Origin of the sequence: Sphingobacterium cellulitidis (assembly GCF_043187465.1) — a bacterium.
Taxonomy (GTDB): domain Bacteria; phylum Bacteroidota; class Bacteroidia; order Sphingobacteriales; family Sphingobacteriaceae; genus Sphingobacterium; species Sphingobacterium cellulitidis.
Genome location: NZ_CP171136.1, coordinates 1,937,331 through 1,957,517 on the forward strand (window position 1 = coordinate 1,937,331; position 20,187 = coordinate 1,957,517).

28 protein-coding genes are annotated in these 20,187 nt (G+C 37.5%); 10 read left to right on the plus strand and 18 right to left on the minus strand.

Annotated elements, in window-relative coordinates; genetic code table 11:
• Positions 1-191: 191 nt before the first annotated feature.
• From ACF3OC_RS08495 to ACF3OC_RS08570, 16 genes are all read right to left on the minus strand, one after another.
• Entirely contained in the window at positions 192-542 is a 351-nt protein-coding gene (locus tag ACF3OC_RS08495) for a helix-turn-helix domain-containing protein (protein WP_094257122.1), read from the minus strand.
• A 103-nt stretch (positions 543-645) separates the two neighbouring features.
• The gene (locus ACF3OC_RS08500; protein WP_094257123.1) at positions 646-990 is read right to left on the minus strand and encodes a hypothetical protein; all 345 of its coding nucleotides are present in this window, start codon (positions 988-990) and stop codon (positions 646-648) included.
• Positions 983-1,444 carry a hypothetical protein gene (locus ACF3OC_RS08505; RefSeq protein WP_094257124.1) on the minus strand — a complete coding sequence of 154 codons (462 nt, stop codon included), beginning with the start codon at positions 1,442-1,444 and terminating at the stop codon, positions 983-985. Before ACF3OC_RS08505 ends, ACF3OC_RS08500 begins: the two co-directional genes overlap by 8 nt.
• Positions 1,437-1,751 (minus strand): hypothetical protein, encoded by a 315-nt coding sequence (locus ACF3OC_RS08510; protein ID WP_094257125.1) that lies wholly within the window; start codon positions 1,749-1,751, stop codon positions 1,437-1,439. The genes ACF3OC_RS08505 and ACF3OC_RS08510 overlap by 8 nt, the downstream gene beginning before the upstream one ends.
• Before the next feature lie 12 nt (positions 1,752-1,763).
• Positions 1,764-2,261 carry a hypothetical protein gene (locus tag ACF3OC_RS08515; RefSeq protein WP_392471420.1) on the minus strand — a complete coding sequence of 166 codons (498 nt, stop codon included), beginning with the start codon at positions 2,259-2,261 and terminating at the stop codon, positions 1,764-1,766.
• Positions 2,249-2,374: a hypothetical protein gene (locus ACF3OC_RS08520; RefSeq protein ID WP_392471422.1), complete on the minus strand. Its 126-nt coding sequence runs from the start codon at positions 2,372-2,374 to the stop codon at positions 2,249-2,251. The genes ACF3OC_RS08515 and ACF3OC_RS08520 overlap by 13 nt, the downstream gene beginning before the upstream one ends.
• Positions 2,358-2,579, minus strand: coding sequence for a hypothetical protein (locus ACF3OC_RS08525; RefSeq protein WP_392471424.1), 222 nt, complete (start codon positions 2,577-2,579; stop codon positions 2,358-2,360). The genes ACF3OC_RS08520 and ACF3OC_RS08525 overlap by 17 nt, the downstream gene beginning before the upstream one ends.
• On the minus strand, positions 2,566-2,859 hold the full coding sequence (locus ACF3OC_RS08530; protein ID WP_392471426.1) for a hypothetical protein: 294 nt from the start codon (positions 2,857-2,859) through the stop codon (positions 2,566-2,568). The genes ACF3OC_RS08525 and ACF3OC_RS08530 overlap by 14 nt, the downstream gene beginning before the upstream one ends.
• 39 nt (positions 2,860-2,898) lie before the next feature.
• Positions 2,899-3,525 (minus strand): hypothetical protein, encoded by a 627-nt coding sequence (locus ACF3OC_RS08535; protein WP_392471427.1) that lies wholly within the window; start codon positions 3,523-3,525, stop codon positions 2,899-2,901.
• 2 nt (positions 3,526-3,527) lie between these two features.
• On the minus strand, positions 3,528-4,262 hold the full coding sequence (locus ACF3OC_RS08540; RefSeq protein WP_392471430.1) for an MBL fold metallo-hydrolase: 735 nt from the start codon (positions 4,260-4,262) through the stop codon (positions 3,528-3,530).
• Complete coding sequence (locus ACF3OC_RS08545) at positions 4,262-5,176, minus strand: recombinase RecT (RefSeq protein ID WP_392471432.1); 915 nt, start codon at positions 5,174-5,176, stop codon at positions 4,262-4,264. The genes ACF3OC_RS08540 and ACF3OC_RS08545 overlap by 1 nt, the downstream gene beginning before the upstream one ends.
• A gap of 165 nt (positions 5,177-5,341) precedes the next feature.
• Entirely contained in the window at positions 5,342-7,348 is a 2,007-nt protein-coding gene (locus tag ACF3OC_RS08550) for an AAA family ATPase (RefSeq protein ID WP_392471433.1), read from the minus strand.
• Between the two features lie 12 nt (positions 7,349-7,360).
• Positions 7,361-7,591, minus strand: coding sequence for a hypothetical protein (locus ACF3OC_RS08555; RefSeq protein WP_392471435.1), 231 nt, complete (start codon positions 7,589-7,591; stop codon positions 7,361-7,363).
• Positions 7,591-7,878 (minus strand): hypothetical protein, encoded by a 288-nt coding sequence (locus ACF3OC_RS08560; protein WP_392471437.1) that lies wholly within the window; start codon positions 7,876-7,878, stop codon positions 7,591-7,593. The genes ACF3OC_RS08555 and ACF3OC_RS08560 overlap by 1 nt, the downstream gene beginning before the upstream one ends.
• Entirely contained in the window at positions 7,856-8,113 is a 258-nt protein-coding gene (locus tag ACF3OC_RS08565) for a hypothetical protein (RefSeq protein WP_392471438.1), read from the minus strand. Before ACF3OC_RS08565 ends, ACF3OC_RS08560 begins: the two co-directional genes overlap by 23 nt.
• Positions 8,095-8,706 (minus strand): helix-turn-helix transcriptional regulator, encoded by a 612-nt coding sequence (locus ACF3OC_RS08570; RefSeq protein WP_392471440.1) that lies wholly within the window; start codon positions 8,704-8,706, stop codon positions 8,095-8,097. The genes ACF3OC_RS08565 and ACF3OC_RS08570 overlap by 19 nt, the downstream gene beginning before the upstream one ends.
• A gap of 130 nt (positions 8,707-8,836) precedes the next feature.
• On the opposite strand from ACF3OC_RS08570, the gene ACF3OC_RS08575 reads away from it, so the two are divergent.
• Genes ACF3OC_RS08575 through ACF3OC_RS08585 form a run of 3 tightly spaced genes read left to right on the plus strand, consistent with a single transcriptional unit; the run spans position 8,837 to position 10,339 of the window.
• A complete protein-coding gene (locus ACF3OC_RS08575; protein WP_392471441.1) occupies positions 8,837-9,586 on the plus strand; it encodes a hypothetical protein in 750 nt (249 codons plus the stop codon).
• 11 nt (positions 9,587-9,597) lie between these two features.
• Positions 9,598-10,026: a hypothetical protein gene (locus tag ACF3OC_RS08580; RefSeq protein ID WP_392471444.1), complete on the plus strand. Its 429-nt coding sequence runs from the start codon at positions 9,598-9,600 to the stop codon at positions 10,024-10,026.
• The gene (locus ACF3OC_RS08585) at positions 10,019-10,339 is read left to right on the plus strand and encodes a helix-turn-helix transcriptional regulator (RefSeq protein WP_313515817.1); all 321 of its coding nucleotides are present in this window, start codon (positions 10,019-10,021) and stop codon (positions 10,337-10,339) included. Before ACF3OC_RS08580 ends, ACF3OC_RS08585 begins: the two co-directional genes overlap by 8 nt.
• Here ACF3OC_RS08585 and ACF3OC_RS08590 read toward each other — a convergent pair.
• The gene (locus tag ACF3OC_RS08590) at positions 10,328-11,500 is read right to left on the minus strand and encodes a tyrosine-type recombinase/integrase (RefSeq protein WP_392471446.1); all 1,173 of its coding nucleotides are present in this window, start codon (positions 11,498-11,500) and stop codon (positions 10,328-10,330) included. The genes ACF3OC_RS08585 and ACF3OC_RS08590 overlap by 12 nt on opposite strands.
• Positions 11,501-11,663: 163 nt before the next feature.
• Between ACF3OC_RS08590 and ACF3OC_RS08595 the strand changes: the two genes are divergently transcribed.
• From ACF3OC_RS08595 to ACF3OC_RS08605, 3 genes are all read left to right on the plus strand, one after another.
• Positions 11,664-13,289, plus strand: a complete 1,626-nt coding sequence (locus ACF3OC_RS08595) for an ABC-F family ATP-binding cassette domain-containing protein (protein WP_094258091.1) — start codon at positions 11,664-11,666, stop codon at positions 13,287-13,289.
• A 224-nt stretch (positions 13,290-13,513) separates the two neighbouring features.
• Positions 13,514-15,247: a GMC family oxidoreductase gene (locus tag ACF3OC_RS08600; RefSeq protein WP_094281999.1), complete on the plus strand. Its 1,734-nt coding sequence runs from the start codon at positions 13,514-13,516 to the stop codon at positions 15,245-15,247.
• 10 nt (positions 15,248-15,257) lie between these two features.
• Positions 15,258-15,902: a gluconate 2-dehydrogenase subunit 3 family protein gene (locus tag ACF3OC_RS08605; protein WP_094282000.1), complete on the plus strand. Its 645-nt coding sequence runs from the start codon at positions 15,258-15,260 to the stop codon at positions 15,900-15,902.
• A 52-nt stretch (positions 15,903-15,954) separates the two neighbouring features.
• Here ACF3OC_RS08605 and ACF3OC_RS08610 read toward each other — a convergent pair whose 3' ends face one another.
• Complete coding sequence (locus ACF3OC_RS08610; protein WP_256962594.1) at positions 15,955-16,542, minus strand: NUDIX hydrolase; 588 nt, start codon at positions 16,540-16,542, stop codon at positions 15,955-15,957.
• A gap of 22 nt (positions 16,543-16,564) precedes the next feature.
• On the opposite strand from ACF3OC_RS08610, the gene pyrE reads away from it, so the two are divergent.
• The 4 genes from pyrE to ACF3OC_RS08630 all read left to right on the plus strand — a co-directional run bounded on the left by pyrE (position 16,565) and on the right by ACF3OC_RS08630 (position 20,185).
• Positions 16,565-17,212 (plus strand): orotate phosphoribosyltransferase, encoded by a 648-nt coding sequence (pyrE, locus tag ACF3OC_RS08615; RefSeq protein WP_094258087.1) that lies wholly within the window; start codon positions 16,565-16,567, stop codon positions 17,210-17,212.
• Positions 17,213-17,215: 3 nt separating this feature from the next.
• A complete protein-coding gene (locus ACF3OC_RS08620) occupies positions 17,216-17,614 on the plus strand; it encodes an SRPBCC family protein (RefSeq protein WP_094282002.1) in 399 nt (132 codons plus the stop codon).
• Between the two features lie 1,199 nt (positions 17,615-18,813).
• Positions 18,814-19,116: a hypothetical protein gene (locus tag ACF3OC_RS08625; RefSeq protein ID WP_094258085.1), complete on the plus strand. Its 303-nt coding sequence runs from the start codon at positions 18,814-18,816 to the stop codon at positions 19,114-19,116.
• Positions 19,117-19,261: 145 nt separating this feature from the next.
• On the plus strand, positions 19,262-20,185 hold the full coding sequence (locus ACF3OC_RS08630; RefSeq protein ID WP_094282004.1) for a hypothetical protein: 924 nt from the start codon (positions 19,262-19,264) through the stop codon (positions 20,183-20,185).
• Positions 20,186-20,187 lie beyond the last annotated feature (2 nt).

Sequence of the window (20,187 nt, forward strand, 5' to 3'; positions counted from 1 at the left end):
TCTATTACTATTTGCGTGGGCTCTATTCCCATCAAAAGGAAGTAAAAAAGGAAATTCCATAGGCTACATTATTATTTATGCAATTGCAGTGGTAGGTATGGCAAGATTCGTCCTGTAGTTCCTAATAATTGGGAAGGGGCTATCACTTATTTCACTGATAATCGATAATATCACTCTTTCCGGTGTTAACCCTATTTCAATTGTTTAATCAATATTTCTTCCACGCTTGATGATAGTTTCCTAAACTCACTATCTACTTGGAATAGATCTTCATGCATGGAAAGGCTGTTTATTACCGTTGCATGGTTTCGGCCGCCTATCAGATCTCCTATCTGCTGTAATGTAAGATTGGTGTACTTCCTTAGATAGTGGCAGATAAGCGAACGGGCCGTAACAAATTCCCTTAACCTTGACTTTCTCCTGATCTGATCATAGCTTATACCCGTAACCTCGCTGACCGCTTCAATTACTGGTCCCTTGTCCTTATTAAGGAAGGATAGCCTATCGTAGCTATCCAGTCCTAAGTATATTAGTGGGGTCATGGTTAATTTGCATTTTGGATTGAATCATAGATGTTCCTTATTTTTACCATGTTTGAGGTCAGCAATGTTTTTATATCTGAATTAAAAGGACTTGGATTATTGTTCATCCCTCTTGCCCTCCATCTTGGGTGTGGATGGCTTCAATTGCAGTAAGCCTATCCAATTCTGCAGCAATCAATGCACCTGCGATTATTAGCCGTTCTTTGTAAGGTTTGCTACACATCTTAGACCATATAAATTTGTCCCATCCAGTTGGTGGAGTGAACGACATAATACTCATGCTTACGGTTGATTTAGTTCCAGGTCTTGGTAGCCCTAATATTCCTGATGCAGCTTGTAACAATTCATTGCTTTGGTACATTAGGTCTTGTTCTTTAGTGTACCCATGTTTATTTATCTGTTCTTCTCGCTCCTTAGCGATTAGTTCTATTCCTGTTGGTTTATCCATTTGTGTTTGATTTTAAGTGGTTGTATTTGGTTAAAAGAATGTCAATTACATTGAACATTTGATGGATTGCTTCTGCTTCTCCCGAATGTTCTATAGGCGTGTCTTTCGGGTATTCGATTAACGACTGTAAGTTCTTAATTACATGCAAAGCATTAACAAGCTCCGCATTCTGCTCTTGAAGCTCATTGATTTTCGGCAGAACATTTGTTGACACGTCCTCTCCTAAACCAATACCTAAAGTTTTTCCGATCGCTTGTAAATCCAAATTCTTAAAAACTTTACTTGCAGATTCTTTCCAGTCTTGAAGCTCCTGTGTTTGGGATTGGGCGTAGCGTTCGGCAACTTCGTCAATCATTGCGTTGGTTATCCCATCATCACCGTAACAAGATTTCCAGCTTTTCCAACCGTATTCAATCGCTACTTCGTCTTTTATTTCCTCTATTGTTTTACTCATGGCTTGTTGATATAATGTTCCCTAATTCAATTACAAAATACTTTTGCCCCTCAACCGCTCCCCATTTTGGATTACCTTCCTTGATGAAAATGCCTTTGCATTGCAACGTTATGGTAGGCGAATATTTAGCGTATCCATTTCGGAATTGGACTTGGTCGAAGTCTTTGGTGTCGTAAGCAGATGGAAATCCGCAACATAATCTATTAGTCCAATAATCCTTAATATCCCTATATTCTTCTTTCTTTTCTCCCGAAGCAATCATGTCAAACCACTTCTTTTTTAGTGTTAGGTGTAGTTTTTTACTCATGGCTTAAACTCCTTAACTTAATCCTTCATAACAATTGATACATACATCTCCATACTCCCCATAATTGCCACCTGTTCCTTTTGAAAATTTTGAATCGCAGTAACCGCAAGTGAGGGGTTCCACCTCCTTTCCATCAATAGGTAGGGCTAGACATTTGTCTATTAAACGGAATACATCGAAGTGCCATTCGAATAGTTTTTCCATACGCCAGTACTCACAATTTTGAATGTTTCTGTGATTGACCGTTAAACATCCGTCACTATGAAGTCTCATATCTTTTAACTCCATATCTCTCAATACGTCATAAGGAACAAACCTTTCTCCATTATGCTCTATTTCCTCTGTCAGTTGGGATAGAGGCCTTAGGAGTGGTTTAGACTGCCCTTGAATATGGCTTTCTATGTTCCATGTCGTTAGACAACATTCTGTGTCAATTCCGTTTATATTTCCCATAACGGTTAAATCATAGGGCAAATACGGAGCGAGTTCTTTTGTTGTTAATCTTTCCATTTGGTTGTGTGTTTATGTGCATACTCCTTTGCTATCTGTAGCATTTCTTCCTTTTCTTCTGGTGTCAATCGAATACCGAAAAACATCCTGATCTTTTTAAGTAGATTTTTCATTTAAAAAAACCTTTTCTTCATAAAATGATATAGTCAGGTCAGCAATTGAATAGTAAGTTTTTCCATTAAATTGAACCAATCCATTTGTTACTAGCTTTTCCAATAGGTTTTTATATTCGAAATCTTTTTTAGCCTTAATCGCTTTCTTCATTGCGATATTTTTAAGCATTGTGTTTAAGGGTTTCAATATTTTAATCATGTTCATTTGGATTGATAATTTGATTTGCTTGGTTTATGACCTTATTCATCTGGAATTCATCGGTCTGACTTAATAGCTTCCGGATAATTTCACCTATCGGTAAGGGCTTGCAAGATCTAATGGTTATTTCAATTTTTCCCAATCCATTTGTTACTCCTTCATTCTTTAAATTTTGAAGCACAACATGCGCTATGAAATTATTATAGCTCTGAATTGAGCTTGGATTCCAGTCTTCGGGATAACTTGAGCTCCTAACTGATATTCCTTTGTGATTTACATTTCTCATAATAATTATAATTAGTTATCTAAATGGATAATAAATAGTTTAAATAAAATCTGAAGGCCGTTCCACCTTGCAGAAGTCATAGACCCAAACCCACGGGTTGGAAGCCAAAGTATATTTTCCGTTTATTGATTCCCAAAGTGAAAAGAATGAAAGTCGAGGAGTTTGAGGACCTCTACCATCTTTCATATAATTTGTATAGAGATTTTCCACTAATCTATTTTTCCAGCCTGACATCTTTTCAATTCCCTCAGAAATAGCATCAGGTTCTGAAATTTCATGAAGTCTTTCAACTCTAACTCCATTAACTTTAAGAAAGATCCTAGCAGCTTCTTTTGGCATGAAGATGGAAGGTTTCCATTTGCCTGTTTTCTCTGGATGTGCATTCGCCTTATAGGTAAATCCATTTAATGTATATTCACTATTTTGCCAAGTCTCTCGAACCCAAAGAACATCATCAATATTGAATTTAGGTTTTAAACCATCCATAAACTTGCCATTGCCATTATCGATTACAAAGCAACCATCTATAGAAAGGTATGAGAATGACTTATCTGAAAAAGGGATCATTTGGTCAACTTTAGTAATGATACGTCGAGTTTGAGTCTTTCTTCCTTCGAGTATTGCCTGAACCATAGGAGTGCTGAATAAAATTGGTTTTATTTTCATAATTAAAAGGGGGTTGTATTAAAATTATTAATTGTCAATCCTGAAGTAGCAATAGTGACAGTTTTAAGGGTAGCATCTTCTATTCGTTGTTTGAAAATCTTAGCATCACTATTTCTATCCGAAAGATGAATTAGTACAATATTGTTAACTTTCGAAAGATCATTTGCCTTTAAAGTCTTGATTGCCGTTTCAACACTCATGTGAGATTGAATTACCCTATTTCTCAAGAATCGATTTTCCCTCAATTTCTCATCAATAATATCCTGACTATAATTTGCTTCAATAAGGATGTTAGTTAGTCCTGGGAATTTATAATCACAATAGATCGTGTCTGTCAAGAATAGAGTAGTGCCCATTTCCTCATGTCGGATTAGAAAGCCACAAGGTTCAAAAGTATCATGATGAACATCAAATGCAATTACATCAAAAGGTCCAACATTGAACTTGAGGTTTTTTTTAATTGAGTGTAACCTATAGCTTTCAAATTTGAAACCTTTGATGGTTCCAGGAGTAGCATATATGTTCAGACCAAATTTTACAGCATCCCTAACACCTTTACAATGATCTCCATGTTCGTGGGTTACCAAACACCCTACAACCTTACTGAAATCAAAATTCATGGCTTGCTTGATCTTTTCGAATTTTACCCCACACTCGACAATGAGAGTGTTATTCTCATTGTCGGTGAAAAGGTAGCAATTACCCTCACTATTGCTATTAATGATATGTAGCTGCATTAAAATCCTAATTCTGGGGTTGCTGGATCCGGATTTTCATTTGGTTTCAATGCACTAGCCTCTGGAGCTTCTTTTTCAGGTGCCTGATGTTTTGAAACAGGTTTATCCTCAATGACTTCAGCTTCTTCAAATGATAAAGTCTTTTTATTAGCATTAGTGGAGATTGAAGTGTTTACGCTATCTACAATTGGATCATAAACAATTTCTTCTTCAGAACTGGAATATAACACACTGTCATCGGAGCCTCTGATAATCAATTTACAACCTCGATTGATTACGGTTTTAATTGCCATTTGGTCGGTGAAGTTTTTATGAGCGCCGCTATTGCCCTTCATCTGTCCTTGGTTCCATGCTGCTCTAATCTGGGACATGTTCATAATTTCCACATCTTTTGTCCCATCATTGAGCTCGTATGCGAACCACGCACCGATAACTTCTCCTCCCATGCTTTCAAGAGTCCTTTTGTGCTTAACGATCCTAGTTCTATATGGAAACTCTAGATCAGTTTCAAACTCGAATTCGTCTCCTTTGAATATGGCTTTTTGACTGTGGTTAACCAGTCCTCCATATCTTTTTGCAAGAACTAGATTCCCGGTATACTCAGGAGAAAAATCTAGATTCTGGCCATAGGCAATAAAATCACCTTGTTTCTTTAATGGAGAAAGGCCCCATACAACCATTTTCAAAAGTGAGTTTGCAATACTTTCTTTTGTGCAGGACTGAAGTACTGGATTATTGTTCCTGTCTTTAGTGTCCTGAAGTATGAGCCAAGCGCTCTTCAATGCGTTTTCTGGGCTATAGTCTTTAGGGATCCTGATTTCTCCAGAAGATTGAAAAGCGTTTATTTTGTTTAATACCTGAGTAGTGATATTTTTTTCTTCCACTACTGCAACTGATTGGTTTTGATTTGACATGATTTTATTTTAATAATTTATGAATACAATTCTTTAATGATTTTGACGGCCTCGGCATTTTAATTTTATTGCACCACATAACAACTCCATCATCATTTTCAATGTACTTGCATCCTGCACATTTGATTAAAGGAATTTTCTGTGGTGCATAAAACTTTTTAGCCATTATGCCACTCTTAATTCCTTATCTTCCGGTGATACAATAAGATTGACGATCTGGGCGGCAGTATCTGGAATCGCTGAAACAGACTCTCTATTGTCGAGAAATACAGGTGCTGTGACTCCGTAATGAGCGGATAGGGTATTGATGATATCAATTCCAACTAAGATTTTACCTGCAGTGTTTAGATCGCTAAATGGAACACCATTATAGGTAGCTCTACACGTTGGCTCTTCACCGCCATTATTTAGTTTATTGAACAATGTGAATCTTGCAAACTTGAACATTCCATTGACCCTGTTTTCCAACTCTTCAGATTTTGCACGTTCGTATTTTTCAGCAGAGAACTCCTGTTTTTCCAATGCGGCGAGCTCATTTGACCAAGTAGATTCTAGTTGTTTTAGTTCTTCTATCCTGATATTGGCTTTTTGGATCTGCTCACTTATGGTTAGTTTTCTTTTTGCGGAATCCAATTCTGCATTTATTGTGGCCTTACGTATCCTCAGGTCGCCCAAATCGATTTCGGGTTTTTCAAAGGTTTTTGATTCCAACTCTCGGATCTGGTCCCCTACATAATCATATTCTGTATCAGAAGATAACCTGTCCTCAATGGAAGAAACAACGATTGTGTTTGAAGCTATTTCATTCACTTTCTGCTTAGCCTCTGCTAATGATATCTCCAGTTTAGAAATTGAAGTCTCAATCCCCGATTTTGCAATTTCAAATTGTTCAACAGCTTGGGTTCCCTCTTCATTTCTCTTTTTTAGATCATTTGCAAGACCTTGTCCCTGCAAATTAATACCGTCAAGTTCCTGTCGTTTCCTTGAATTGAATTTTTCTCTTACTTCCGATAATCTATGGGTTTCATGTTCACGTCCACACTCACTGCAATGGGTTTCATGTTCATTGAGTTCTCTTGCATTTACAGACTTAAAAAGTACCCTCAGACTTTCAATTCTTGACTCGATATCCTCCTTATCTTTAGAAAGTCTTGTCAAGTGGTCAAAATGAGATTTCTTCAATTGTTCCAACTGTGAGGTTTGAATATTTAATTGACCTTCGAGCTGTGATACCGTTGATTTAGCTTCATTGATCCCTGTTTGGGATGAAGTAAGTTGCGAATTGTACTCAGACCTATGTTTTGCTTCAATATTCTGTTTTTGGAGCTTAAGCTCGTGGATTTTTGAATGATTCTCTTGGATCTTGATATTGATGCTAGACGTAGCTTTATTGTAAGCCTCTGTTTTATTTTCAATCTGTGATTCAAGATCATTGTACTTAGCCTGCAAATCAGATATCTCTGAATTAATCGCGTTTTTATCGATAGGTTCAGGTTTGTTTCTCTCTAATTCATCGATCCTGCCAGGTATTTCCTCTAATTGATCCTTTAGTTTTTTCTTGGAGGCTGAAATAATCGTCTTAAATTCCTTTAATGATTTCCCATCCAGATTATCAAGCAAGCTTTGCAGTTCTGGATATTTTGCAACAAGGAAAGAATCGGTAATTTCTCCAGATATTTCAGTCAGTACCTGTCTTTGATCCTGCCAGCTCATTGTGTTAAAGAATAGGGGATTGGTTATCAGTTTGAATACTTTTTCATTCAGAAGATCATTGATCTTTGCCTGAAATTCACCTGCTTGGACTGGGACTTCATTCCAGAAATAAAGGTGCTCGTTCCCTGTATATTCCGAAACTGATTCGCCACGTTTTTTAACCCACTTCTCTTTTTGGATATGACGGATGGTTATTTCTTCTCCATCAATCGAAAGAATGGCAGATACCTCATTTTCGGTCCTGTCTTTCTTGTTGCCTTGAGTGTCAAGAGGTTTAACGTTGAAGTCCTTACGGTCATTGGAATCTTTTCCAAACAACAACCAAAGGAATGCATCGAAGATTGTGGTTTTTCCTGTTGCATTTGCTCCGTAAACGTTTGTGATGTGATTGAAGTCAATTGAAAAGTTCTTAATACCTTTAAAATTGATGATTTGCAGTGTTTTGATTAGGATATTCATTTTAAAATTGATTTACTTTGTTATGAGATTTATTAATTGTTTTAGTTTTTTTACAGAATCAATATTTGGTAATTCAACATATTGACCTTTTGTGGTGATTTCTACAGTTTGATAATTTGTTATCTCAATTGATATGTTTTGATTTTCAAACTTGTGGTCCACTATCAATCCAGAATCTTCATCTTGCCATTCATACTTTTCGAATCCTAGATCCTTAAGGGTTGCTTCATTGAAGTTTGCCATTACTTTATAAGTTTTGTGTGAACATATGTTGCCAAATTTGCGCTAGTCGCAATTGCGTTTAATTGATTTTGGTCAATTCCAGCTTCTGTGACTTTAAGAACCCCCTCATGTATCCATTTTTCAACTTTTCTTCTACTTCCAACCCTTCTAAAAGCTTCTTGCTTCGTGATAAATTGCGGTATTTTCCCAACAGACACCAAGGCTTGTGTAGCAGCTAAATTGGCGGTGTCCTGGAGCAAGGTGATCAACTCGGGTTCGACTACATTAATTGTTTTGAACTTGTTCATTTTTTCCTCCCTTTTTCTTCACCTCAACCGAAACCTGGATATATCCAGCGATAGCATCTACGGATGTAATATATTTCAGGTGTGGCTTCTCCATTTTCATCTTTCTTCCTGCAGCCTCCCTTACGGCCTTGATGTGAGAGAGGTGAAATCTTAAGGATTGCGTGTCAGTTCCGGGAATCATTCTTTCAATGTATTCAGTAACTGATGGTTGTTTTTCTATTTTGATAATTTCCATGGTTTGCCTTTTATCTTTTCGTCTGGGTCAAATAGTGTTATTCCTTTGTTTATTGCGAATATTGCCAAGTTTACCTTGTCAACTTCTCCTGTTTTTGCCCTTATGTTCTGCATATGGGTCGAAATTGTTTCGATAGATCTATTGAGTATTTGTGCGATTTGCTTGTCAGGTAACCTGATGTACTTTAGGATCTCAACTTCTGCTTTAGTTAAGAATCCGTTATCAACTTTAATGGAGCAGCAAAGTTTGCCTTCAAATTGGCAATTTCCCCTAAGGCCACATTCGTAATATTCTGAATGGTGAACCTTCCCATCAATGCTGATGTCTGGTTGATCATCAAGGCCACCGAACCGACATAGTATATATCTATATATCCTATCTTCATTCCTAAGATTTGGCCATTTTGCCAAATGTTCCAAAGCTTCAGGGTTGTTCAGCATGTCCTTCCTCACCTTTCTTAAAATATGGTTAGGAAAGTGCGGCCATCTATACTGTTTCATGTCATGCGAACAGTATAGGATCCTGGTATGCAAATCTTCAAAGAACTCAATCCCTTTATCTATCATTCCAGCGTAAATTCTCTGTTTGATCATATGGTACTATTTTGGGATTGTTGGTTTTAACTTATTGTATTACCTTTGTTTTGTTCGTATGGTACAAATGTAAGTATAATATTTACAATGTCAATATTTGTAATACTTACAAAAATTAAATTTATTGTATATGCCTGATTATAAGGGAGAAAAATTTAAAAATTTCCTTTCCAAAAAATCTATCAGTGCAATCAAAGCAAGTGAGATATTAGGGGTTAGCCGGCAGACTGTGTATCAGTATTTCAAATCGTCAGCATTGGAAAGGGAGACTGTCAATAATATACTTGCGCGCTTTGGTGTAAATGAAGACGAGGTGTTTGGAGATTCTGATTTAAAAGATATAAAACTTTCCAATGCACGGGATATTGGAGATCCTTCAATTTATGATGAGGTAGGGGATACCAAATTCACTGAGATTTCACCGGGCCGTTATCGGATGGGGACTGAACTGGTTCCTGTCTATGCCCAAGCGGGATATCTAACGGGATTTGCAGACAAAGAATATTTAGAGGAATTACCAAAACATTATATTACCGTGGACAGATACGTGAGGGGAAAGTATCGATCATTTGAAATTTCAGGGGACAGTATGGACAATGGTGATATTCGGGAAGCAATGCCAAATGGTACCATTGCTACGGGGAGAGAGGTTAAAAGAGAACATTGGATTAGCAAGTTACATAATCACCAATGGCCTAACTGGATATTTGTTCACAAAACTGAAGGAATTATTGCCAAACAGATCGCGCATCAAGATGTGAAAAATGGAGTTTTGGTCCTTAAGTCACTCAATCCAGATAAAGATAAGTATCCTGATTTTGAAGTCCCCCTCGATGAGATCGAACAGATCTATAACGTCGTAAAGCGTGAACTCAAGTAAGGTAATTACAAATGGCCAGGGAATGGAAATATACTCCCCTGCAGACAAGGCTAATGGACCTTGTGAAGAAAAGGCTTCTTAAGGAATTCAGGGATAGGGGAATAAAAATTTCTGGAGGTATTTATATAAAACCAAAACCAAAGAAAGTACGATTGGATGTAATTGAGTTGAACTGTTTGGGGCCTTATAATGGTGAAATTCAAATTTCGAAATCAATCTACATTGTTGTAAACATCAATTACCAGGATGAAGATTACGATAAAGTCAAATCATATGTTGAATTTTTAACTCTGGCCTTATTCGATTCCATGCTTTCTAAAAATTTAATTATAAAAAAGTCTTATGATGAATGGGATTATCAAATATATAGGATATCACCTTATCTATGGCTGGGGAATTGTCCAATTTTAATTAACCATATAAATAAAAAAAATGGCTGAAGAAAATGTTCAGAAAATGATCGGTCAACGATTTAGACAGTTTAGAAAAGACAAAAACATCACACAGGATGACCTTAAGGATATTGCTATCAATATTGTTATATCAAGGATTGAGAATGGCCATAGGATGCCTAATCCTGAAATATTGATGCATATGGCCAACCGATACGGTATGGATATAAACTGGCTCTTAACTGGAGAATCTGTAAAGAAAAGCGCGTCATCAAATTCTGAGATCCTTGCAAGGTTGGGTATGGTAGAGGTCAGGATACGCGAATTGGAAAAAGAGCTAGGAAAGGAACTATTTAAGTAGGTCAACAACCTTTCTCTGAACATTATCTATAAGGGTCCAATCTTCTTTGATATAATCATTGGTGATAGTGGACCTTTTGTGATTTAATGCATTCCCTACATCTTCAATACTAAAACCACATTTTCTAGCGAGTGTAGCAAATGAATGCCTGGCATCATAAAAAGTCAGATCATCTATTTTCGATATTTTAGGTAATTCATTTTTAAATGCATCCCAAACCAGATTGTTAAGGCCTCTCTGTGTCTTGAATCTTTTTTGAATTGTACCAGCGAACTTTTTAATCAATTCCTTTGCTTCGGGAATTATCCTTATACTGATAAAAGCGGCATCTTCCCTTTTGTCCTTAGTTTTGGATCTGTTATATTCAAATCTATCAATATTTGGATCAGTTAGATATCTATGGAAATCAACCATATTTGTACCGCACATATAAAACGAAAGCATAAATAAATCCCTCGCATCTCTAAGGGTGTGATTTTCAAATTCCATGTCCCTGAATTTTTTTAAGAACTCAACATCACGAGCCTTTTTCTTTGATTCGAGTTTTTTGGGAATGGTATACCTAGAGAACGGGGAATTGTGTATTTTAATTATTCCGAGTTCCTCATCGTTATGTTCATATTTTGCAGCATTGAACATGGCACTCAGATCTGCCATGATATTCCGAATAGTGTTTACGGAATACTTCTCCTTTCTAAGGAACATTTCAAATTCCTTCAACATCTTAGATGTCAGAAGATCGGTAGGTAGACTTTCTTTTTTGGTGAATTTTTTAAAGATCCTAAAACTTGTCTGTCTCTTAAGCCCGGTTGATTTCCTAGGTCCTTCTATCAGGTCCTTTATATATATTGTGCAATATTCAAAGAAATCAATGACCTTGTCATCCTTCAATAAATGCTCCCTAATCTCATTAGGGTACATATAACTTACCTTTGCACCCAGTTTGTTGATTTCCGAGCGGTATTGATTTAAAGTAGCGGTAAGGTAAGTGTCGATAAATACCTTTTTTAATCGTAACTTTGTGTCCAAATTGGATTTGACCACATAATATGTAGTCTCTATGTAAGCTGATTTGCCATTATTGGTAATACGGATCTTTACATTCCAAGTACCATCCTGTTTTTTATGGTTTTTCAGGATGACAGCTGATACAGTTGCCATTAAAAATAAGTTGTAAATTATTTGTAAATTTTATTGAACAAATATATACAAAAAACCTTTACCAATCCTGTACAAATGTAAATGCGAAATTATATCATTTGGTTGGTAAAATGTTGAGTAAAAGTATTTTAATTATCATAAATAGAGTAAAGAAAGACTATAAATGATTAACGTTTCGAATTTATCTCTTCGTTATGGCAAACGTGTCCTATTCGAAGATGTCAACTTAAAGTTCACTCCTGGAAACTGTTACGGTATTATTGGAGCGAATGGTGCCGGAAAATCGACTTTTTTAAAAATTATCTCTGGAGAAGTAGATCCTACTTCTGGATCAGTCGCCTTCACTCCGGGGGAGAGGATGTCTGTATTAAATCAGAACCACTACGCATTTGATGAGTTCCCAGTTATCGAAACGGTAATGATGGGTAACCAAGAGCTATATAAGGTGATGAAAGAAAAGGATGAAATCTACATGAAAGAAGATTTCTCTGATGCTGATGGTGAAAGAGCTGGTGAATTGGAAAGCCTTTTTGCTGAGATGGATGGCTGGAATGCTGAAAGTAATGCAGCGACCTTATTAAGTAACCTTGGGATTAAAGAAGATCTACACTATAAATTAGTTAAGGAGTTGGATGGTAATGAAAAAGTTCGTGTCCTTTTGGCACAGGCTTTATTTGGTAATCCAGATATCTTAATCCTGGATGAGCCTACCAACGACTTGGATATTAATACCATCGCTTGGTTAGAGGACTTCCTTGCTAGCTATGAGGCGATCGTATTGGTAGTATCTCACGACCGTCACTTCTTGGATGCGGTATGTACGCATATTGTGGATATTGACTTTGGTAAGATGACTATTTATTCTGGTAACTATACGTTCTGGTATGAGTCGTCGCAATTAGCATTAAAACAACGTGCTGACCAAAACAAGAAAATGGAAGATAAAGTGAAGGAATTGCAGGAGTTTATCCGTCGATTCTCAGCGAATGCTTCCAAATCTAAACAAGCTACCTCTCGTAAAAAGGCTTTGGATAAGATTAATATTGAAGATATTAAACCTTCAAACCGTAAATATCCAGCGATTATGTTCAATCTGATGGATAGAGAGCCTGGAGATCAAATTCTGACTGTAGAGAACTTAGGTAAGACCGTGAATGGTGAAGTTTACTTTAAGAACATCAGCTTTATGATCAATAAAGGGGATAAGATTGCTGTTCTAGCAGAAAACAACTTGGTGACTTCGGCATTCTATGATATTCTTACAGGTAGGGATCAAGATTTTGTAGGTGAATTTAAGTGGGGAATTACAATTACTCCAGCAGATATGCCTATTGAAAATGCTTCATTTTTTGATGGCCGTACGGAGAACCTTGTAGACTGGTTGAGAGATTACACCACCAAACCTGACGCTGATGAGCAATTTATCCGTGGATTTTTGGGTAAGATGTTGTTCTCAGGAGAGGAAGTATTGAAGAAATGTTCAGTTCTTTCAGGGGGTGAGAAGATGCGTTGTATGTTTTCAAGAATGATGCTTCAAGGAGCGAATTTCTTGATATTCGACGAGCCAACCAACCACTTGGATTTGGAGTCAATTACAGCTTTGAACAATGGAATCAATGATTTCAGAGGATCTGTTTTATTTACTTCTCGAGATCATGAGTTGACACAAACTGCAGCAAATCGTATTATCGAACTTACGCCAAATGGTATTATCGATAAGTTGATGAGCTATGATGAATACATTAATTCGGATGCTGTAAAGGCACAACGCGAAGAAATGTATAGATAAACAATATTAATACTACGGAAAAGGGACCTAAATATTAGGTCCCTTTTTTATTGCTCAAATTTAAGGGAATAATATTTTAATAATAATTAAGGGCAAAAGGTATCAAAAATTTTATGAGCTGAACTATTGAATTAGAGGATAGAATTACTATATTTAGGTTTGCTAAAATGTATAAGCAGACAAATGCGATCAGTTAAACCGAATTTAAATCATCACAAAATTATATGAGTGTTTTTCAAATAAAAGAAAATCCTGAGGTTTTTGATGCCATTGTAGTTGGATCAGGAGCTGGAGGGGGTATGGCGGGCTATATTCTAGCGAATGCAGGTCTTAAAGTCTTGATGTTAGAGGCTGGGCCATTTTTTGATCCGGCGAAAGATGCCTTACAAATGCGTTGGCCTTGGGAATCTCCGCGTCGCGGCGCTGGAGTTACACGTCCATTTGGTGATTTTGATGCGGCCTATGGCGGTTGGCAGTTAGATGGGGAACCCTATAGTAAGGTTGCGGGGACAGAGTTTGAATGGTTTCGCGCGCGGATGTTAGGCGGACGAACCAATCACTGGGGCCGGATTTCATTACGTATGGGGCCTGATGACTTCAAACCGACAGATGGAATCACTGATCCATGGCCAATTTCCTATGAGGAGGTAAAGCCTTTTTATGACCGGGTTGATAGGATGATTGGTATTTATGGTACGGTAGAGGGAATCCATAATGAGCCAGATGGTATCTTTATGAAACCACCAAAACCAAGATTAAATGAGCTATTCATTCATCGTGGTGCTGCGAAAGCAGGAGTTCCGGTTATTCCGGGACGGGGAGCGGTATTAACCGAGTCTTCTCCAGAAATTAAAGGTCGAGGAACCTGTTTTTATTGTGGACAATGTGGAAGGTCTTGTAAGGTTTATGGAGACTTTTCATCCTCCTCATGTTTGGTTATACCAGCGATGAAAACCGGGAATTTGAAGGTTATTGATAACGCGATGGTTCGTGAGGTTTTGACGAATGATGAAGGATTAGCGATAGGGGTATCGTATGTTGATACCAAAGATTTGCAAGAATATTCAGTAAAAGGGAAGAAGGTGATTTTAGGTGCAAGTGCTTGTGAAAGTGCTCGTTTATTATTGAACTCTAAATCAAAATCACATCCTGGCGGAATTGGAAATAGCAGCGGATTGGTTGGGAAGTATCTCCATGATTCTACAGGTGCTAGTTTAGGCGGTTTTATCCCTGAATTATTAGATAGAAAAAGATATAATGAGGATGGTACCGGTAGTGTACATATCTATTCACCATGGTGGGGTGATAATAAGAAATTGAATTTCCCTAGAGGTTATCATATTGAGTATGGTGGTGGGTTACATATGCCATCTTATGGATTTATGAACTGGGTTCCTAGTGTCAATGGAATGGTTCCTGGGAAGAATGGCGAGAAGAAGGAGATGGGGGGCTATGGAGCAGGATTAAAGAATGATTATCGTCGTTTCTATGGAGCGAATGTAGGGATGGCTGGTCGTGGAACAGCTTTGGCGAGAAAGGATAATTATTGTGAGATCGATCCGAATAAGGTAGATAAGTTTGGAATTCCAGTGCTTCGTTTCCATTATAAATGGGCAAATGAAGAGATTGCACAGGCAAAACATATGCAGGAGACTTTTCAATCCATTATGCATGAAATGGGCGCTATTGTCACTTCAAATATTCCGGGTGCAGATACTTTGTATGGCTTAGAAGCACCGGGAAAGATTATTCACGAAGGTGGGACTACGCGTATGGGCAATGATCCAAAGACATCGGTTCTTAATAAATGGGGTCAAGCGCATGACTGTAAGAATGTTTATGTAGTTGATGCGGGACCATTTGTGCAACAAGGAGATAAAAACCTTACATGGACGATTTTAGCATTGTCGATGCGTACGGCAGAATATATTTTAGAAGAAAATAAAAAATTAGCATAACCCAAGAGCGATGAATAGAAGAGATTCACTAAAAGCCTTAGGGCTACTTGCTGCAGGGTCAGGCGTTTTGGCAGCATCATGTAAGGATGATAAGAGTGCGAAACAAACTGGCGAAGTTGCTGCAGGCAATTCAGATAAGTTACCTGGAGTTCAGGAGTTTGAATATAAGAGGAACGAAGCCTTAATGGCGGAGAAGTTTTTTAATGATCATGAGCTGGCTACGATTACTGTTTTAGTTGATATTATTATTCCGAAGGATGATGTATCCGGCAGTGCTTCGGAGGCAGGAGTTCCGGCTTTTATCGAGTTTATGTCGAAGGATATCCCAAGCTATCAAACTCCTTTACGTGGAGGATTGAAATGGCTTGATGTTCAGTGTCAAAAGACTTATGGAAATGCCTTTCTAAAATGCAAGAAAGAGGAGCAGATTGCCATTGTGGATGAGATTGCATATCCTCAAAAAGCGAAGCCTGAAATGGCACAAGGAGTTTCCTTTTTCTCATTAATGCGTGACTTGACATCCACTGGGTTTTTTACCAGTGAGATGGGAGTAAAGGATATCGGATACCAAGGTAATAAACCTGGAGTTTGGAATGGGGTTCCAGCTGATGTGTTGAAACAATATGGCTTTGATCCAGAGAAGTTCTTTGGATAAGTCTTTTAAAAAATAAAAAGCAAAGGAGCTGAATTTTCAGCTCCTTTGCTTTTTATTTTTTAATCGTATCGACGATTTCCAAGATTAATGGGTAAGTATTGTCTTTAACTTTTTTAAGGTCTGATGCTTTTAACCATTCAGCCTGATCAATATCTTCTTCGAGTTGCGGGGTAAGTTTTGGGATTTTATTGACGCCCATATTGTACCATTTAGTTTGTTTAAGCACAAATTTATTGCGCATATAGTAGGTATGATAGGTTGTAGCGATTTTTTTGCCGAGGTAATCGACTTTGATTCCACATTCTTCTTCGACTTCACGAAGGGCGGCATCTTTCATTTTTTCACCTTCTTCCACCTTACCTTTCGGGAGGTCCCATTTCCCTAGTCTGTGAATAAAAAGGTATTCACCATTTCCATTGGTTACTAATCCACCTGCAGCTTTAATAATTCGGGTTGTTGATAATATCTTTTTAAAAACTTTTCTGATGTCAGGATGTATGTATAGGTAAACGGATTTATCAGAGTTATGAGCGGAATCGTTGAAAAGTTTTTCCAGATCAATGTCTTGTAAACCAATTGTTTGAACGTTTTCTTTAATACGAGGGGTAAAATCTGCCAAAATTAACAGAGATTGGTTCATATAAATTTTATAAATTTGTGCCATGAATTATTTAAATGAGGTTGAACAAAAAGTTGCTGAATCCTTATTGCAAATTAAAGCAATAAAATTACAACCTAAAAACCCTTTTACATGGGCGTCTGGATGGAAGTCACCAATTTATTGTGATAATCGGGTTGCATTATCGCATCCTGCGATCCGTACATATATCCGTCAGAAGCTATCCCAATTGATTCAAGAGGAGTTTGGGTCGGTTGATATGATATCGGGAGTTGCTACAGCTGGGATTCCTCAGGGTGTTTTGGTAGCACAAGATTTAGGTTTACCTTTTTCTTATGTTCGTAGCAGTGCGAAGGACCATGGTCGTCAGAATTTAATTGAGGGCGAGGTTATCAGTGGCCAACGTGTTGTTGTGATTGAGGATTTAGTTTCTACCGGCAAGAGCAGTTTGCAAGCGGTTAAAGCGTTGCGAGATGCGGGCTGTAATGTTGTTGGATTGGTTTCAATCTTTACCTATGGCTTAGAAGTTGCGCGTAAGAACTTTGAGGAGGCGAAATGTACTTTCCACAGTTTGTGTAACTATGATGCCTTAATTCATGTTGCTGCTTCAAATAGTTATATCCTTGAATCGGATATTGAACTATTAGAGAAGTGGAAAATTGATCCTGCTAACTGGAATCCAGAATCATAAACTATGACTATTATTCAAAACACCGTAGAAATCAATAAACCTGTTGCTGAGGTTTATGCCTTTCTTGCTGATATGAATCATCATGAGCAATTAATGCCAGAAAATATTGAGAAGTGGACCTCTACCGCTGATGAGGCGAGATTTACAATCAAGAACATGGCTAAATTATCATTGCGTATCAGTGAACGCCTAGAGAACAAAGAATTGGTAAGTGTTCCTATCGAGGAGGCACCATTTCCATTGACCTTACGTTGGAAATTGGAACCTACATCGGAAAACAGCACCAATGCAACTTTCGTAATCGAAGCTGGATTAAATATGATGATGAAAATGATGGCATCAGGACCTCTTCAGAAATTGGTTGATTTTCAGGTCGGTAAATTGAAAGAAGTATTAGGATAGTATTGGTATTATCCGAATGATATAAGAAAAGAGCAATGAGAATTGCTCTTTTTTTGTTGGGAAAAACTCCGGAGGAGTTTCATGTTTGGAGAAAGGAATGTAATATGAAAATAAGCCCGCCCCCAAAGAGCAATCGCTTTAGCGATTGCTCTTTGGGGGCGGGCTCTTGGTTTTATTCCTTCGGGTTGCTACAGATATGTCGCCCCTACGGGGCTGGTTAATGAATGTGTAAATATTCGTAAATGGGAATATGCGATACGCCAGTTAATTATAGGTTGATTGGAATGGGTTATATATTAAATATTAAAAGGGCGTATGCGATACACCCCTACCGGGCTGGATAGAAATAGATTCTTCGCTACGCTCAGAATGACAGGAAAATGGTGTTGGGGATTTTTGGGGAAAAGCTTCTTCGGCGTAGCCGAAGAAGCTTTTCCCCAAAAATCCAAATGTAATTATGGAATTGTCATTCCGCATCGAAGATGCGGAATCTATTTTTGGGATAGGTATTGTAGAAATATGTCGTCCATATGGGTTTAATAAAACAAAGCGAATGTGGGCTGTGCGGAGGGAAACTCCAGAGGAGTTTAATGTTTGTAGAAAGGAATGTAACATGAAAATATGCCCGCCCACCCAACAGCAATCGCTTTAGCGATTGCTGTTGGGTGGGCGGGCTCTATGTTTTCTACCATCGGGTTGCTACAAATATGTCGCCCCTCTGGGGCTGGGTAATGAATGTGTAAATATTCGAAGATGGGCGTATGGGATACGCCTGTTAATTATAGGTTGATTGGAATGGGTTAAATATTAAATATTAAAAGGGCGTATGCGATACGCCCCTACCGGGCTGGATAGAAATAGATTCTTCGCTACGCTCAGAATGACAGGAAAATGGTGTTGGGGATTAGGGGGGAAAAGGTTCTTCAGCAAATCCGAAGAACCTTTTCCCCCCTAAACCAAATTTTATGTAATTGTCATTCCGCATCGAAGATGCGGAATCTATTTTTGGAGGTTAGGTATTTTGCAAATATGCCGCCCTTACCAGGCTGGATACTTATTTAGATAATCTTTATTATTATGATAAAATCTTTCCTTATCTTTGTGGCATATTTGCTAAATACCAATAACAAGGTTTGAAACTCTTTTTTACATATGTTCTCTTAGTAAGTTTGACACTGCAGTCTTTTTATCGCAGTATCATGACGATGGAATATGAGATTCACCTACCTGATTATATTGCAAATTGTATCAATAAGAGTCGCCCAGACTTGCACTGTAATGGTCAGTGTATCTTGATGAAGAAAATCCAGGAAAGAGAGAAAAAGGAATCCAAAAAGAATTTTGTGGTCTATGAGTTTAGCTCGCATTATGTTCATAAGGAATTTAGTACACTAATTAAGCCAGTTACTATTGAGGAACCTTTTGAGAAACCTCTTCCTATCTATATTTCTGAATATAGTTATCAGTTCAATACCCCAATATTTCGTCCTCCGATCGCATAATTCTATGCTTTAGGTATCAGCAATAATTTGATGTTTTTGTAACAGGATACCAACGGTAAAATACGTTGCTGTTTGTGTTGTAATAATCCCATCAAATCTATATCGCTGCACTTCAATAATTATTTAATTACAACACTTTATTATCATGCAGAAAATAATCGTTTTTATTTCTCTGTTCCTATTGTTCATATCCTGTACAAAAGAAAAAACAGATTATGAAGCCGAAATAGGTACAAAAGAACCTGAGAAATTAGAATTCAAAGAAGCTTATTCTTTTGAAAAGGATGGGTATAGAATTAGTATTGAAGCTTTGAATGGGACGTTTTATAAGGGTTATAATGAACTTCATCTAAGAGTTTTCAATAAACAAAACAATGCTGAAATCAATACAGCGGAATTGCGGTTTCTTCCAATTTTAAATAAGGGACAAGAAAAAGCAGTTTCAACTCCCCATCAATATCTATTAAAATATAATCAACAGGATAAATTTTATGCTGGATATGCGGTTTATTCAGATGTAAGTTCGGCAGAAAATAAATGGAATCTATACCTGAAAGCGAAGATTGGGAATCAGGAAATCAATTTAAATGAGGTTTTAACTGTCAAGGAACAAAGCAACAAGAATTTGAATATGACCAGTTTTATTGGGAATGATGATGAGGAATATTTTATCGCCTTATTAGGTCCACGAAATCCCAAAGTTGCTGAGAATCCATTGGTTGCTGGGATTTATAAATACAATAAGCCAAAGGGCGGACCCGTGGGGACATTTCCTGATCCTGGTCAGTTTGATTATTCCATGGTTAATGGGTTTACCTTGAAGTTGGATCCAAGGATGCCTGAGCCCTCTATGGGGAATCACTCTTCGCCCAATAACAAGGATTTAACTCAGGCGGACGATGCCTTTTACCATGGTGTAGTAAATTATACGATGACGGGAAATTGGACCTTGAATTTCATATTGATGAATCAGAACGGAAAGATTCTGAAAGGTACTGAGGTGCCAAAGGATTTTACACCTGGTGTTGAAGGGAAAAAGAGTGAATTGTTTATCGATATACTATTCTAAGC

Excerpts from the sequence above, each read along its gene's own strand:
- ACF3OC_RS08495 (WP_094257122.1), bottom strand. The coding sequence starts at position 542 with ATGACCCCACTAATATACTTAGGACTGGATAGCTACGATAGGCTATCC.
- ACF3OC_RS08500 (WP_094257123.1), bottom strand. The coding sequence starts at position 990 with ATGGATAAACCAACAGGAATAGAACTAATCGCTAAGGAGCGAGAAGAA.
- ACF3OC_RS08505 (WP_094257124.1), bottom strand. The coding sequence starts at position 1,444 with ATGAGTAAAACAATAGAGGAAATAAAAGACGAAGTAGCGATTGAATAC.
- ACF3OC_RS08510 (WP_094257125.1), bottom strand. The coding sequence starts at position 1,751 with ATGAGTAAAAAACTACACCTAACACTAAAAAAGAAGTGGTTTGACATG.
- ACF3OC_RS08515 (WP_392471420.1), bottom strand. The coding sequence starts at position 2,261 with ATGGAAAGATTAACAACAAAAGAACTCGCTCCGTATTTGCCCTATGAT.
- ACF3OC_RS08520 (WP_392471422.1), bottom strand. The coding sequence starts at position 2,374 with ATGAAAAATCTACTTAAAAAGATCAGGATGTTTTTCGGTATTCGATTG.
- ACF3OC_RS08525 (WP_392471424.1), bottom strand. The coding sequence starts at position 2,579 with ATGAACATGATTAAAATATTGAAACCCTTAAACACAATGCTTAAAAAT.
- ACF3OC_RS08530 (WP_392471426.1), bottom strand. The coding sequence starts at position 2,859 with ATGAGAAATGTAAATCACAAAGGAATATCAGTTAGGAGCTCAAGTTAT.
- ACF3OC_RS08535 (WP_392471427.1), bottom strand. The coding sequence starts at position 3,525 with ATGAAAATAAAACCAATTTTATTCAGCACTCCTATGGTTCAGGCAATA.
- ACF3OC_RS08540 (WP_392471430.1), bottom strand. The coding sequence starts at position 4,262 with ATGCAGCTACATATCATTAATAGCAATAGTGAGGGTAATTGCTACCTT.
- ACF3OC_RS08545 (WP_392471432.1), bottom strand. The coding sequence starts at position 5,176 with ATGTCAAATCAAAACCAATCAGTTGCAGTAGTGGAAGAAAAAAATATC.
- ACF3OC_RS08550 (WP_392471433.1), bottom strand. The coding sequence starts at position 7,348 with ATGAATATCCTAATCAAAACACTGCAAATCATCAATTTTAAAGGTATT.
- ACF3OC_RS08555 (WP_392471435.1), bottom strand. The coding sequence starts at position 7,591 with ATGGCAAACTTCAATGAAGCAACCCTTAAGGATCTAGGATTCGAAAAG.
- ACF3OC_RS08560 (WP_392471437.1), bottom strand. The coding sequence starts at position 7,878 with ATGAACAAGTTCAAAACAATTAATGTAGTCGAACCCGAGTTGATCACC.
- ACF3OC_RS08565 (WP_392471438.1), bottom strand. The coding sequence starts at position 8,113 with ATGGAAATTATCAAAATAGAAAAACAACCATCAGTTACTGAATACATT.
- ACF3OC_RS08570 (WP_392471440.1), bottom strand. The coding sequence starts at position 8,706 with ATGATCAAACAGAGAATTTACGCTGGAATGATAGATAAAGGGATTGAG.
- ACF3OC_RS08575 (WP_392471441.1), top strand. The coding sequence starts at position 8,837 with ATGCCTGATTATAAGGGAGAAAAATTTAAAAATTTCCTTTCCAAAAAA.
- ACF3OC_RS08580 (WP_392471444.1), top strand. The coding sequence starts at position 9,598 with ATGGCCAGGGAATGGAAATATACTCCCCTGCAGACAAGGCTAATGGAC.
- ACF3OC_RS08585 (WP_313515817.1), top strand. The coding sequence starts at position 10,019 with ATGGCTGAAGAAAATGTTCAGAAAATGATCGGTCAACGATTTAGACAG.
- ACF3OC_RS08590 (WP_392471446.1), bottom strand. The coding sequence starts at position 11,500 with ATGGCAACTGTATCAGCTGTCATCCTGAAAAACCATAAAAAACAGGAT.
- ACF3OC_RS08595 (WP_094258091.1), top strand. The coding sequence starts at position 11,664 with ATGATTAACGTTTCGAATTTATCTCTTCGTTATGGCAAACGTGTCCTA.
- ACF3OC_RS08600 (WP_094281999.1), top strand. The coding sequence starts at position 13,514 with ATGAGTGTTTTTCAAATAAAAGAAAATCCTGAGGTTTTTGATGCCATT.
- ACF3OC_RS08605 (WP_094282000.1), top strand. The coding sequence starts at position 15,258 with ATGAATAGAAGAGATTCACTAAAAGCCTTAGGGCTACTTGCTGCAGGG.
- ACF3OC_RS08610 (WP_256962594.1), bottom strand. The coding sequence starts at position 16,542 with ATGAACCAATCTCTGTTAATTTTGGCAGATTTTACCCCTCGTATTAAA.
- pyrE (WP_094258087.1), top strand. The coding sequence starts at position 16,565 with ATGAATTATTTAAATGAGGTTGAACAAAAAGTTGCTGAATCCTTATTG.
- ACF3OC_RS08620 (WP_094282002.1), top strand. The coding sequence starts at position 17,216 with ATGACTATTATTCAAAACACCGTAGAAATCAATAAACCTGTTGCTGAG.
- ACF3OC_RS08625 (WP_094258085.1), top strand. The coding sequence starts at position 18,814 with ATGACGATGGAATATGAGATTCACCTACCTGATTATATTGCAAATTGT.
- ACF3OC_RS08630 (WP_094282004.1), top strand. The coding sequence starts at position 19,262 with ATGCAGAAAATAATCGTTTTTATTTCTCTGTTCCTATTGTTCATATCC.